Raw genomic sequence first — 13403 nt, 5'->3', positions numbered from 1 at the left:
CACCTTCCTCCTCATGCGGATCAGCAAGGTGAGATGACATTGACCGTGCAGGAGCCGCCGGATCTGACTGAGTACAGACAGGCCCCCTCCGCGACAACCGCCGCGCAGGGCGCCGCGCGAATACGCCGTCGGCTCGAGCGGCTGATCGGGGTCGCCGCGACAGAGGGCAACGAGCTGATCCCCTTGCGCAATGGGGATGAGATCTTCGCAGCGATGCTGGACGGCATCCGTTCCGCGGAACACACGGTGGACATGACGACCTTTGTCTACTGGCGCGGTGACATAGCCCGACAGTTCGCGGAGGCACTGGCCGAGGGGTGCCGCGACGGTGTGCGTGTGCGGCTGCTGCTGGACGGGTTCGGCAGCCGCCTGATCGCGAAGGATCAGCTGGAGATGATGGAGCGGGCCGGCGTGCAGGTGGCGTGGTTCCGTAAGCCGCTCCGCCTCTCCCCTCTCAAGCAGAATCACCGCTGCCATCGCAAGGTCCTCGTCATCGGTGAGCACACTGCCTTTACCGGCGGGGTGGGCATCGCCGAGGAATGGTGTGGCAATGCCCGCAACGAGAACGAATGGCGCGACACCCATGTGCGGGTCCGTGGCCCGACGGTGGACGGTATCGCCGCGGCTTTCGCCCAGAACTGGGCCGAGTGCCACGACGAACTCTTCGACGACCGCGACCGTTTTATCGACCACCGCCCACACGGCAACGCCGTTGTACAGGTGGTGCGCGGCTCCGCCAGCTTCGGCTGGCAGGACATGCAGACCCTGATGAGGGTCATGCTGGAATCCGCCGAGGAGCGGGTGCGTCTGGCCACCGCCTACTTCGCGCCGGACGCGATCAAGGCCGGCCGCTGGACGCGACGTTCACTCACGCAGCGCGCCCGGGAGGCCGCGGTCATTCCCTTCCGCCGTTTCCTGTGATCCCGGGCGCCGGAACGCGACACCCGGAGCTCCTTTGTTGAAAGGGCGAGAACGGGGTAGCCGATGCTGCGGGGCTCTCCCGTAGGGCCGCCGCCCACTCGCTCCCCCGGCAGCCTTCGGCGGTAACGGCGAGCTTCACGCCCCATGGCGCAGGGCAGGCCGTTCAGTCGGCGCAGGCATTGGTGGGGTGGAGGAGGGGCTGTATGGGGACCGTGGTGCACGTGCCGCAGACGCGGGACATGCTCGGAGAAGAACTCTCGGGCGACGAAGCGTTCACTTCGCTGCGCCGCTACGGCGGACGCAAGCTCTTCCTCGATGCCTTCTCCCGTTTCCGCTACGCGGACGGATTCAGCTTCGCACGGTCTCTGGCCTTTCAGATCGTCGTGGGTATGGTGCCCTTCACGATCGCTCTTGTCGGGGTGGCGACGACCGTGCACACGGAGAGTCTGAGCCGAGTGATCGAATTGACGGTCGGCAGGATCGTGCCGGGCGCCAGTGCCGAGCTGGTGCAGGGGGCTCTGAGAGACACGCGACGCAGCGCCGAGGCGGACGCGGCCGGTGCACTGGCGATGTGGTTGGGGCTCGGTTTCGCCATGCTCAATCTCGCCTCTGCGATGGGGCAGATCGAGCGAGGCTGCAACCGTATTTACGGCATCGAACGCGACCGGCCTTTCCTGAAGAAATACGGTCGGGGGCTGCTGCTGGCGGCGGGGGGAGGGCTTCCACTGGTGATTGGCTTCCTCGTACTCGTCGCGGGCGAGGCGGTCAGGGACTCGGTGGTGGAGGCCCTGGGCTGGTCCCGTTCCTGGCTCGACTGGTGGGGGCCGCTGGAAATACCCCTCGGTGTGCTGCTCGCAGGAGTGGCCTCTGCCGTGATCTTCCGCTGGTCCCCGCGCCGTGACCAACCCGGCTACACCTGGCTTGCCTTCGGAACTACCGTTCACCTGCTCCTGTGGGTCGGTACCACCTGGCTTCTCGCCTTTTATGTCGCCAAGAGCGGCTCGTTCGGCGCGGTGTACGGACCCCTGACGGCATTTGTCGTGCTGCTGCTCTGGGCGAACCTCACCGGCATTGCCCTGTTTCTGGGCATCGCCTTCGCCGCCCAGCTGGAGGCAGCCAGAGCCGGCATCGTCGACCCCGTACACCCCGATCCTGGGTCGGGCTCCTGAGCAATCACACGTTCGGCGGACGCGAAGGCATGGGGACCGCAAGTCCAGTACATACAGGGTGCCTTCCCACTGAACACACGCATGGCCACGCGCGACGCACACAGAAATAGGTTTGGCGCGGAGGAGCGCGGTCAGGCGAACATCAAGCACCTGTTGTCGAGTGCAGCTTGGATGTGAATTGCTGTGGCCAAGAACCAGAGAGCCGAAGCGCCTTCCCAGCCCTCATGGGCAACCTGAGCACCGCAGCCGCGCGTGGCCGCCAACCAGCCGCTCCCGGCGAGTCGGCAAGACCATACTCAAGGAGCGCTGGAGTGTGTCTACTGATGAAGTGACAAGTCGCCTTTCCCCGGGATCGCCTGTGCCGCGCAGCCCGGCAGAGGCGCGCAGGGAAGTCGAATTCCTGCTGCACGAGCTCTTTTGCCTGCCCGAATCGGAGCGCGATGAAGATGTCCTGGCAGACACGCTGCTGGTCACTTCGGAGCTCGTGACGAATGCCCTCCTGCACGGCGGCGGCATCACGGACTTCGAGGCCGAGCTGACCCGGGAAGGGCTACGCGTAAGCGTGAGTGACCGCAGCGACCAGGTGCCGACGGCCCCGGAACGCACCGACGCCCGCGGCATGATCAGGGTCGGAGGTCACGGCTGGCCCGTGATCTGCCGCCTCGCGCGCAGCATCGCCATCACGTATCGCGCCGGCGGGGGAAAATGCGTGAGCGCACTGGTACCGCTGGCCTGAGGACGACCGGAGCCTCCCACCGCCGCGAGTTTCCGTAGCGCCGGCTGCGAAGGGCTCCGGCTTCAGCAGGCGGCGCTACGCGTGGTTCGGCGTTCGGCTCACCGGCGTGCCGCCTGCTGGAGCACGGAGGGGCCCTCAGCTCTCGGATGCTCCACCGCGCGCCTGCGCACCGCTCCTGTTCGGGACTCGCGGTGGCGGGCCCTCACTCGCCACTCCTGTCGCAGGAGGTCCGTCCTGCGAAGCAGCCTCGGGCGTTACGGACTTCGCCCGCTCGCCATCCGAAGGCGCCGGGATCACGGCGCGGGCGGCGTCCGCTTTTGTCCCCTGCGCCTGAGTCCACTCCGCGAACCACCACACACCGGCCACCACGCACGACCACGAGAAGCCTGCCGCCATCGCAGTCGGCCACCCAGCCCCCTCCACCCACCGCTCCACAGCCGCCAGCACAACCCAGCCGCTCAGCAGAACGCCCCCAACCCGTACACGTCGATGCTTGAACATGTCGTGCGGCTACCCAACGCGGTAACGATCACGCAGACATGATCAGGACTACTCGGGGATCGCTTCCTGGGCCCGCTCCGCGAGGAATGGCAACAACAGGTCGAGGAGTGCCCGGGGGCGGTCGAGCGGAATGATGTGGCCGCAATCCTCGATGACGTGGCCGACCAGATCGTCGGCGAAAGGCCGTAGCTGCCGTTCGAGTGCCGAGCCGACGGGGCGGGCGCCCACCGCCATGGTGGGCACGGTGAGCCGGCCCGAATCGACGGCCTCCTGGACCTGCTGTGCGCTGGTGGGCAGCGCGCGGTAGTACGAGAACGCGCAGCGCAGGGCTTCGCTCCCCGCGTAGGCGCTGACGAATGCGTCGCGGATACCGGGGCGCACACCCCGGCCGAGGGTGCCGGAGTCGAGGAACCAGTTGATGTACTCGGCCTCGTGGCCGCTCAGCACGACCTCCGCCAGTCCGGGCTCCGCGTGGAAGCCGAACCACCACGGTGCCCCGTTCGCGAAGAAGGCCTCGGCGCCCGGCAGTCTGCCCAGCAGCGATTCCATGACCACAAGCCGGCGCACAAGACCGGGGCGCCGCATGGCGAAGAGAAAGGCGGGCGGAGTGCCCGCGTCGATGCCGACCACCGCCGCCGAGGTTTCGCCAAGGGCGTCCAGCAGGCCTTCGGCGTCGTCAGCGAGGCTGCACGCGTCGTAGCCGTCCGCAGCACGCGTGCTGGCGCCGAATCCCCGCAGGTCAGGTGCAATGACCCGGTGGTGCCCTGCGAGTTCGCCGATGACATCCGTCCAGAGTCGCCAGGTGTGCGGGAATCCGTGCAGCAGCAGGACAACGGGTCCTTCGCCGGCAATCGCCACGTTGAGTTCGATGCCGTTGGTCGCGACGCGGCGCAGCTCGACCCGGGCGGGCTCCGGGGCGGCGGACAGGGGTGCGCTGACGGACATGACAAGCTCAAGAGGGGTTACCTATAGTGACAACAAAACGATAGGTAACTAGGATGGAGTCTCCAAGACCGCACTTTCGCTACAGGTGGTGAGCTCGAGGTGACCTCCCGAGTGGTGCGTGCCGCCGACGGGGCGCGCGGTGACCTGTTCGACCCGGAGTGCCCCACCCGTCGTCTGCTCGACCGGATCGGCACGAAGTGGACGTCAATGGCGGTCAAGATGCTGGCCGAGGCATCCCCGGACGAGGTCCGCTTCGCGGAGCTGCAACGCCGGATGCCCGGTGTCTCGCAGAAGATGCTGTCGGTGACCCTGCAGAGCCTCACCCGTGACGGTTTGGTCAGCCGCCGGGTGGAGCCGACGGTTCCGCCGCGCGTCCACTACCGGCTCACCGAACTCGGCCTGTCGCTGGAGGTCCCGCTCGCGATGGTCCGGGCATGGGCCGAGGAGCACATGGCCGAGATCGACCGCGCCCATCAGCTCAGCCAGGAGCATGCCGCGGACAACTGATCAGTCGACTCGCCCGACGGGGTGCCGGGCCTGCCCTTGCGGGGCAGGCCCCGACCGGCACCCGCTGAAGGCCCGCTTCTCGAAACCTTGTCCGCACCATCCCGCGGGCAGAGACACCATCGCGATCACCATCGGGGCGCGGACGGCCGGCGGGGCTACAGACGCCCGCCGGTCAGGCGCGAGAGGGGTCCGCGCCGCCGAAGGCCCGCGCGGCGGCCCACGGCGTAGGAGGATGCCACCACGATGCCCACCCCCGCGCCCGCACCGGCCGCAATGACCTTCCGGGCCTTGACGAGCGTGTAGACCGTGCCGAGCTTGCCCACAGTCTGCTCGGCCGCGGATCCGACGGTCCGCTGAACCGTCCTTGCCGCCGTCCTGGACTTCTCGGCCGCCGCTCCACCGAAACCGGCAAGCGCCTCCTTGCCACCCTGGGCGGCGGACCGGGTTGCCTCCTTGGCCTCCTTCGCCGTGGTGGCGGAGGAATGCGCAGAGGCCTTGGCCGCCTGTGAGGGCGCCTTGGCGCTCTCGGTCACGGCGGTCTTCGCCGACCGGGAAGTCCCGGCCCGCGACGTCGAGTTATTGGTCTTGTTGGATTCAGTCATAGTGACCGGGTAACCGGTCACCCCGACGGCAAACAGAATCGGCCGACACCCCGCACAGCCGAGAAAGCAGAAACCTTCAGGGACCAGCGCCGTCGACGCCGCCGCACCAGGTGGGTCCGTCCGCACCAGCCGGCACGTTGCGGTAAGGCGGCTGCCCTACGCGGCACATCCTCCCCATCGGCTCGACCGGCCGCCCCCACTTCTGCCTCAGGCAGCCCCTTACCGTGCCGGGGCGGCGGCCTCGGTTGCTTCGGCGGTGAGTTGACGTCGACCACCTCGAGATCGAGGCCTGATTCGCGCCGCGCATGCAAGGGACCCGAGCTCGGAGCTCGGGTCCCTTACTCGCGTACCCGTGGGGGACGGTGTGCACGCACGCGACGCCCTGTTCAACGCGAGCAGGCAGGGAGGATCACGGCGTCCAGGAGCGTTCACAGCGCGGCGGAAGCGCTGCGAACGCGGCTCCGTCCCGGTGCGTCGCGCCCTACTTGCGGTGGACCTGCTCCGCCTGCGGCCCCTTGGGGCCCTGGGTGACGTCGTATTCGACCTTGTCGCCTTCCTGCAGCTCCTTGAAGCCGGTGGACTGGATGGCGGAGAAGTGGACGAACACGTCCGGGCCGCCGTCGTCCTGCTGGATGAAGCCGAAGCCCTTGTCGGCGTTGAACCACTTAACAGTGCCTGTTGCCATCGAGCGATCCCTTGTCCCATGCCACGGCGCCGCCTCATCGGCACCGACCGCAGCCCATCGCGACTGCGACTCCTGAAGCTTGTCACCCCGGGCGGCTTTCGCCGGTGAACCCGGCCATGTCGCCTGCCAGTACATCGCCAACGGCGTCCGGAACCCGAGGTCAGGGCCATTCCCGCACGTCGCACGGAATCAGTCACCGGCAGGCTGCGTTGGGGACCGTGCGAACTGCGCAGACAGCGGTGGGTGATTCTCCGAGATGCGCGGGTGCGCGGACGCTGTTTCGCTGGTTTGGCCCGCTGTCCCCCGTATCCAAGGAGTGATCATGAGCGTTTCAGGCGAGCCTGGCGGTCGCGCCGAGCAGATGCGCGCGCAGGCACAGGAGAATAGAAAAGGCCGCGGAGCGCGCCACTGACCCCGAGGAGCGTCAGCGGCTCAAGGACAGGGCTCGCCGGCTCAGGGAGCAGAGCGAGCAGGCAAGCAGCATGGGCAGCGGGGACATATACCCGCCGGAGTAGTGCCCATCACGCAAGGCGCCGGCCGGTGGCTTCTCCCAGCGCGGGAGGCCCGCCGGCCGGTCGCTTACGTTTGCCGCCCCATACCGACGACGATCCTCTTGTATGGCCCGAGAAGGTCGGCGATTTGCGGGTCGGGCAGCGGGCCCGGGCGCGCACCTGGTGTGCAGGGGGCCGGGCGGGGGACCTTTCAGCTTTGTGGTGGGCGTGTGAGAATTCCGGTTCCAATGTCGCGAGGCATGGTTGCCGATTCTTCACAGACCTGAAGTCGCATGAATTCGGTCAGAGGCGGCGTATCCGTGTGGCTATGCCGTGCCCGATCAACAGGTAGACCGCGGCGGCCAGTCCATAATTAAGGAGGACGCGAATCCCATCTGTGTCCATCGTGAAAATGTCCTGTGACCACCAGGCCAGCCAGTCGGCAACGCCTTCCACGAACTCGACGAAGACGTTCGACTGGTTGGCTTCGAGCAGGTAGAGCACGATCCACAGGCCCAGGAACGCTGCGGCGATGTCTGCCATCGTGTGGATGACCAGGGCGGACCGCCGTGCGGCGGATCCGTCCCCGTCGCGTGCGTAGCTGTGGTGGCCGCCGTGATTGCGGTCGTATCGCTGGTTTTCCGGCCGGGGTTCGGTGTTACTCACTGGAGTCCCTATCTGACGCGTTCGCCGCCTCGACGGTACGGAAGTGCGGCCACCGCAGGGCGTCGCCTTTCCCCACAGGAGAAATCCCGACCGGCCGCATACGGACCGCTGTCCGCGGCCCTGATTGGAACTGCGCCGCACGCGGACGGCGCGTTACACGGTCATCGCGATACGCCCGATATCGACGACTACGAGAATTCCTCAACAGCTGCGTCGCCTGTCGGTGCGAGGCACGTTCGTGCAGCGCGGTGACCGGAGCCGGGCGGCTATTTCACGGCGGTCAGCGTCGCGTAGACGACGACGTTGCCCCGGTAGCCGGTGCGCTTGGCGTAACCGCCGCCGCAGGTGATCACGCGCAGTTCGGGCAGAACGGAGCTGCCGTAGACCTTCTTGTTCGGAAACTTCTTCTTGTCGTAGACCTCTACTGCGTCAACGGTGAACACGGCCACGCGCCGGTCCGCCCGTTTGATCTCGATGCTGTCGCCCTTGACCACGGCACCGAGGTCGTGGAAGACACCGGGGCCGGTGGGCGTGTCCACGTGCCCGGCGGTGACGGCTGTGCCTCGCGAGCCGGGAGCCGTGCCGCCGCCGTACCAGCCGGCGAGGCTGGGGTTCTTGGCGGGCGGCGGGCGTAGCGTCCCTGTCGCGTCGAGGTTCAGCCTTGTCATGGGGGCGTCCACACCGATGGCGGGGATCCGCAGCCGGACCGGATTCGATCGGGGCAGCGGCCGGACGGTGTGGAGAGCGGCTGAAGACTTGCCGCGGGAAGCGGGGGGTACAGAGGTGGAGAAGGCCTGGGCAGCAGACGGCTGCGGTGGCTGCTCGTCGCCTGTCGCGCTGATCACCAGCACGCTACCGGCCATCAGTGCGCAAGCCAGAAACTTGAGTGACGGGGTGGACGAGTGTGGGGAAGCCCTCGTCTTGCGCCCTGTTTGCATCGATTGCGCCTCCGCTTCGCGGCGGGGTGGGGTGGGGGCCTCGCGGCCCCCGGACCGATGCGTGGCCGGGGGCCGGTGTGGTGGGCGGTCAGGTTCGGTTGCCGCTCAGGCGGCGGCGCCTCCTCACCACACCCCCGGCGGCAGCCCCGGCGAGCAGCACACCGAGCAGGGCGAACTGCGTACTCCTGTCGCCGGCCGGTCCGAAGCCGGCATCGACCGCGCCGTTCGGCTGGTCGCCGGCGACCTGGTACGTATCCGTGACCTTGATGCGCGGTGGGCACTTCACGGTGACTGTGTCGTTACCGGGCTCCGTATCTTCCGGTACCTGGAACTCGCCGGCGAGCACACCCGCCCTCTCACCTTTGAAGAGGTGGAAAGCCCCTCCCGCCTCCGACTCTCCCTTGCCGTAGGTCACGTCCGGACCACAGGCCGTGGTTCTGACAGTGACCGTGGAGCCAGGGGACGCGCTCCCCGGGCCGATGTCGAGGTCCGAGTCGCCGGCGGCGACAGCGGCCGAGGCCGACAGACCAAGGGCAGCGAGAACCAGGCCGATACTTACACCAACACGTGTGTTGCGCACGAGGATCCTCCAACGGAGCAGTGTCCGGCCTGTCTGCGCGGCGCCTCTGCTGTGCTCCGCTCATGAGGCAACCGACAGTCCGTCAGCTCCGCAACATGACGCATCGACAGGTGCGTCACCCAGGCAGGCGTAGCGACTGCTCTCGCTTGATCATTTACGCAGGTCACCGGAGCGGAGACCGTCACGGCGGAAGAAACACCAGAAGGACGGCGAACGGGCTACTGATGCCTCGTGAGGTCTGCCGGCCTCGGCTGGTCGGGAGCGCGGTGGAGCGATGAGCTCGGAAAGGGTGGAGCAGCTCCGAGGCGAGCGTCGGAGCTCCTTGCCGGCCCGCCGGCCCCGCCGCGCCCACCACGGTCCCCGGCCCCGCACGGTCGTGGTGCGGGAGGGCGCCGCTCGGTCGCCATCGCCGGCCGGGCTGTGACGGCGGAGAGCTGGATGCGGCAGGGTGCGGCCGGCAGCAGGCCGACGCCCTGAGGTCTACAGGGGTCGCAGACCTCAGGGCGCGGTGTGTCAGTGCTTCGTGACGGCGTCGAGTGCGTTGACGATGCCGTAGCCGTAGAAGCCGTTCACGCGCTTGTTGCCTTTGCAGGTCGAGTCTTCGATGCCGTTGCCGTCGGGGTCGTACAGCCCGGTCGGGCAACCCGGGTTGTCCGCCTGGGCCTTGAGCATTGCCTGCAGAGCCTGCGGGCCCGCCCACGGGTGGGTGCTCTTGAGGAGAGCCGCCACACCGGCCACGTGCGGGCCGGCCATCGAGGTGCCCTGCAGGAAGGCGTATCCGTTGTTGGGCATGGTGGCGAGGATCCGGCCGTTCTTCGACGGGGTGTCCGGGATCTGGTACTTGTCGCCGCCCGGGGCCGCGACGTCGACAACGCCGAGTCCGTAGCTGGAGTAGTACGACTTCAGGTTCTGCACGCCTGTCGCCGAGACCGTGACGACACCCGGCAGCTGGGTCGGGATGTCGAAGCATTTGTGCGGGTCGATGGTCCGCGGCGCCGGGGTGGTGTCATCGGGGCTGGAGTCGTCGACGATCGCGTCGGAGTCGAGGTCGTGGTTGGAGTTGCCGGCGGACGCGACGTGCAGCGTGCCCTTGCCCTGCGCGTACATCGAGGCCCGGTTGACGGCGTCGACGATGGCCTTCTGGTCCGGATCGTCGAGGCAGTTGTAGAGCCACGGGTCGATGTAGTAGCTGTTGTTGGTGATCTCGACGCCGTGGTCGGCGGCGAAGACGAACGCGCAGACGACGCTCTCCGGGAAGAAGAGGCTGGTCTGCGGGTCGCTCACCTTGATCGAGGCGACCTTGACGCCCGGAGCAACACCGGCCACACCGACGCCGTTACGGGCGGCGGCGATCTCACCCGCGACGTGCGTGCCGTGGTAGTCGTTCGCCGGGTCGTAGGGACGCCAGGCGCCCTCGCTGGTGTCCGCCACGCCGCCCACGCAGTTGGCGGACTGGCTCTTGGAGAAGTTCGCGGCGAGGTCGGGGTGGGTGTCGTCGACACCGGTGTCGATCACGGCGACGGTGACGTTCCTGCTGCCCGGGTTGATCTTGGCGGCCTTGTCCGCGCCGATGGCGCGCAGGTCCCACTGGTCGGCCTCGAGCGGCTCGCTGCCATCGGTGGCAGCCGTACGGGCCTGGGCTTTCGCGCTGTCCACGTACTCCGGGGCGCCGACCTCGGTGGTGCTCGCAGGGGCGAGAGCGGCGGTACGCGTGGCGCCCGCGCTCTGCACGCCCTTGACCGTGCGTATCTGCTTGGCGAAGTCGGGGTTCGACGAATGGACGACGATGACGCCGATCTTCTCGTACGTTGTGACAACGGTGCCGCCGGCCTCGGCTATCGCCTTCTGAACAGCCTTGATTTTGCCGTGGTTCGCCTTGGTGTTGACCACGTACGAGAGCTTGGGGCCGTCCGTGGTCGCTGTGGCAGGGGTGTCCTGCACGGCGGCCTGGGCGGGGGCGGCGCCCGGCAGAAAGCCGAGCGTCGCGGTCAGCGCCAGTCCGGCTGGTACCGCGAGGGCGGCACGCAAGCGTCTGGAGCGCGGATGAGTCATGGAGTACTCCACATCATCAGTGGGGCCGCCCGAATGGTGTACGCACGGGCGGGGTACGTGACGAAGCAAGCTAGCGTCGATCAAGCGTGCGCATCAATGGCCAGTGGCCACAGGCTTCCTGGCTTGTGGTTCCCCCGTAGATATTTCGCCCACTACGTGACGCGGATGATGGTTTCCGTCGGCGGCTGTGTGTCCGGGGCGGCGGCCCGGCCGTGGGGCTTCGCCGTGGGGAGAAGGGACGGCCTCGTGGTGGAGGCTCGCGGCGGGCAGGACGGGGCCGTGACCGCCGAAGAGAGGAACGCCGGCCGTGTGCGCACCCCGGGGGTACTGCCGTCTGCCCGCACCGGAACCTGAACACACCAACCGCGGGCAGACTATGAGCAATTCACGCTCGTTCAGCCCCGCAGCCGAGCTGCGGCTCGCCGAAGTCGCGGCGGCAACCCACCGCATTGGCGCTGAGGCGGGCGCTGTTCGACATTGCCGCCTCGCTCGACAGCGCCCGAAGCGGCCTGCCGGTCCCGCCTCGACAACTGCAGCGCACACCACCGGCGCGGCGGCACTCCGCCCGGGTCCCGGCACGAGCCCTCGAAGCGACGGCCGAGCAGCAGCACGGAGGCACCCACTCGACCCGGACCACTCCATGAAGAGATCACGGTTGGTGCTGGGGCTTGATCTCCTGGCGCACCCGACCACGGCCGGCGGCGACCTCTCCACGGCACAAGGTACGGGCGCTCCGCTCCGTGCTCGTGGGCGGGTCCGTCCAGAGCCCGGAGCACGATCGGTACGGCTTCGTCGACGGTCGACCGGCCCGTCGCCCCATCGCCCGTCGCCTGTCACTTCTGACCACGTCATGCACCGCAGGCCGCTGACCTGAGCCCGTAGACCGGCAAGAGCCGCACAAAATCGACCGACAAAAGCGGCACAAAGCAGGCGTAGGCTGGTCAGAACGTCGTATTGCACCGCGAGTGAGCGCTGGAGGCGGCGCATGACCGACCCTCACGGCTTCCTCAAGATCCCCCGTCGGCCCGTCCCGGCCCGCCCCGTCGAGGAACGACTGAGCGACTGGAACGAGGTCTACGCGGGGCAGTCACTGCTTCCGCTCGTGTCCGAGCAGGCGGGGCGCTGCATGGACTGTGGCATACCGTTCTGCCACAGCGGCTGCCCGCTGGGCAATCTCATCCCCGAGTGGAACGCCTACGCGGCGCATGGCGACTGGCGGGCCGCGGCCGAGCGGCTGCACGCGACGAACAACTTCCCCGAGTTCACCGGACGGCTGTGCCCGGCGCCGTGCGAGGACGCCTGCGTGCTGACCATCAATGCCGATCCGGTGACGATCAAGAACGTCGAGCAGGCGATCGCCGACCAGATCTGGGAGCGCGGGTACGCGTCACCGCAACCGCCGGAGCGGCTCAGCGGGAAGACCGTCGCCGTCATCGGCTCCGGACCCGCGGGGCTGGCGGCGGCACAACAGCTCACGCGTACCGGTCACACTGTCGCGGTCTACGAGCGCGCCGACCGCATCGGCGGCCTGCTGCGCTACGGCATCCCCGCGTTCAAGATGGAGAAGCGGCACCTGGACCGCCGCCTCGAGCAGATGCGGGCGGAGGGCACCAAGTTCCGCACGGGTGTGGACGTCGGCAGCGATTTCGACGCCGCAGAGCTCAGAGGACGTTACGACGCGGTGGTCGTCGCCGTCGGAGCCACGGAGAAGCGGGAGCTCCCCGTCCCCGGCCGCGAGCTGCACGGCATACACCAGGCCATGGAGTACCTGACCCTCGCCAACCGGGTCAGGGAAGGCGACTACGCCTCTCCCCCGGTCACCGCCGAGGGCAAGTGCGTGGTGATCGTCGGTGGCGGCGACACCGCCTCGGACTGTCTGGGCACCGCCCTGCGCCAGGGCGCCACCTCCGTGGTGCAGCTGGACATCAACCCGGAGCCGGGCGACGCCCGGCCGGAGACCGAGCCCTGGCCCATATATCCGAAGGTCTACCGGATCTCTCATGCCCATGAAGAGTCCCGGGGACGGGAGGGCACGGATCCAAGGGTCTTCTCCTCCGCCACCCTCCGCTTCGAAGGCGGACCGGCCGGCCACGTGCACGCGCTCCACCTGACGGAAGTGGAGCCCGAGGCCAGAAGGCCGCTGCCTGGCACCGAGCGAGTGATCCCGGCGGAGCTGGTTCTGCTCGCCCTCGGTTTCTCCGGTCCCGAACGAGGCACCGGCCTGATGAGGCAGCTGGGGCTCACGCTGAACGACCGGGGAAACTTCGCGCGGGACGCCGCCTTCGCGGCCGAACCGGCGGGCCGGGCGGAGCGGACAGTGCGCACCAGGACGGACGGGGTCTTCGTCGCGGGCGACGCGGGACGCGGCCAGTCCCTTGTGGTGTGGGCCATCGCGGAAGGACGGGCCGCGGCGGCGGCCACGGACCGCTATCTGACCGGCTCCACCGTGCTCCCGGCCCCCATCACCGCGAAGGACCGCCCTCTGGCGGCGTGACGCCCCGGACGGCCGCTTCCGTCGGCCCGCCGGCCCGTCTGCGGGCCCGCGAACTCGATCACGGCGTCAGGGTGCCCGGTCACGCATACGCCGACGGTTGCCGTCCGTTCGCACAC

At 68.4% G+C, this 13403-nt stretch carries 12 protein-coding genes and 1 pseudogene; 6 read left to right on the top strand and 7 right to left on the bottom strand.

The window, feature by feature from the left end:
• Positions 1–33 precede the first annotated feature (33 nt).
• From OG966_RS37850 to OG966_RS37840, 3 genes and pseudogenes are all read left to right on the top strand, one after another.
• A pseudogene (locus OG966_RS37850) lies at positions 34–837 on the top strand (phospholipase D-like domain-containing protein); the annotation flags it as partial.
• A gap of 287 nt (positions 838–1124) precedes the next feature.
• Positions 1125–2090 carry a YihY/virulence factor BrkB family protein gene (locus tag OG966_RS37845; protein ID WP_326654628.1) on the top strand — a complete coding sequence of 322 codons (966 nt, stop codon included), beginning with the start codon at positions 1125–1127 and terminating at the stop codon, positions 2088–2090.
• Positions 2091–2448: 358 nt separating this feature from the next.
• Positions 2449–2826 carry an ATP-binding protein gene (locus OG966_RS37840; protein WP_326654627.1) on the top strand — a complete coding sequence of 126 codons (378 nt, stop codon included), beginning with the start codon at positions 2449–2451 and terminating at the stop codon, positions 2824–2826.
• A 549-nt stretch (positions 2827–3375) separates the two neighbouring features.
• Here OG966_RS37840 and OG966_RS37835 read toward each other — a convergent pair.
• On the bottom strand, positions 3376–4272 hold the full coding sequence (locus tag OG966_RS37835; RefSeq protein WP_326654626.1) for an alpha/beta hydrolase: 897 nt from the start codon (positions 4270–4272) through the stop codon (positions 3376–3378).
• A 99-nt stretch (positions 4273–4371) separates the two neighbouring features.
• Here OG966_RS37835 and OG966_RS37830 point away from each other — a divergent pair, with 99 nt between their 5' ends.
• On the top strand, positions 4372–4779 hold the full coding sequence (locus OG966_RS37830) for a winged helix-turn-helix transcriptional regulator (RefSeq protein ID WP_326654624.1): 408 nt from the start codon (positions 4372–4374) through the stop codon (positions 4777–4779).
• Positions 4780–4934: 155 nt separating this feature from the next.
• Here the strand turns inward: OG966_RS37830 and OG966_RS37825 are convergent, their stop codons facing one another.
• Together OG966_RS37825 and OG966_RS37820 are read right to left on the bottom strand one after the other, a co-directional pair.
• Positions 4935–5381, bottom strand: coding sequence for a hypothetical protein (locus OG966_RS37825; RefSeq protein ID WP_326654623.1), 447 nt, complete (start codon positions 5379–5381; stop codon positions 4935–4937).
• Between the two features lie 481 nt (positions 5382–5862).
• Positions 5863–6066: a cold-shock protein gene (locus tag OG966_RS37820; protein WP_326654622.1), complete on the bottom strand. Its 204-nt coding sequence runs from the start codon at positions 6064–6066 to the stop codon at positions 5863–5865.
• Between the two features lie 341 nt (positions 6067–6407).
• On the opposite strand from OG966_RS37820, the gene OG966_RS37815 reads away from it, so the two are divergent.
• Positions 6408–6581: a DUF6381 family protein gene (locus OG966_RS37815; protein WP_442806826.1), complete on the top strand. Its 174-nt coding sequence runs from the start codon at positions 6408–6410 to the stop codon at positions 6579–6581.
• Positions 6582–6860: 279 nt separating this feature from the next.
• Here OG966_RS37815 and OG966_RS37810 read toward each other — a convergent pair whose 3' ends face one another.
• From OG966_RS37810 to OG966_RS37795, 4 genes are all read right to left on the bottom strand, one after another.
• The gene (locus OG966_RS37810; RefSeq protein ID WP_326654621.1) at positions 6861–7223 is read right to left on the bottom strand and encodes a hypothetical protein; all 363 of its coding nucleotides are present in this window, start codon (positions 7221–7223) and stop codon (positions 6861–6863) included.
• 266 nt (positions 7224–7489) lie between these two features.
• Positions 7490–8086, bottom strand: a complete 597-nt coding sequence (locus OG966_RS37805; protein ID WP_326654620.1) for a class F sortase — start codon at positions 8084–8086, stop codon at positions 7490–7492.
• A 163-nt stretch (positions 8087–8249) separates the two neighbouring features.
• Positions 8250–8741: a sortase gene (locus OG966_RS37800; RefSeq protein ID WP_326654619.1), complete on the bottom strand. Its 492-nt coding sequence runs from the start codon at positions 8739–8741 to the stop codon at positions 8250–8252.
• A 513-nt stretch (positions 8742–9254) separates the two neighbouring features.
• Positions 9255–10793: a S8 family peptidase gene (locus tag OG966_RS37795; protein ID WP_326654618.1), complete on the bottom strand. Its 1539-nt coding sequence runs from the start codon at positions 10791–10793 to the stop codon at positions 9255–9257.
• Positions 10794–11778: 985 nt separating this feature from the next.
• Here OG966_RS37795 and OG966_RS37790 point away from each other — a divergent pair.
• On the top strand, positions 11779–13287 hold the full coding sequence (locus OG966_RS37790; protein ID WP_326654617.1) for a glutamate synthase subunit beta: 1509 nt from the start codon (positions 11779–11781) through the stop codon (positions 13285–13287).
• The last annotated feature ends 116 nt before the right edge of the window (positions 13288–13403 follow it).

Origin of the sequence: Streptomyces sp. NBC_01750, assembly GCF_035918095.1 — a bacterium.
Lineage (GTDB): Bacteria > Actinomycetota > Actinomycetes > Streptomycetales > Streptomycetaceae > Streptomyces.
This window is presented reverse-complemented; position numbering and strand designations above follow the sequence as displayed.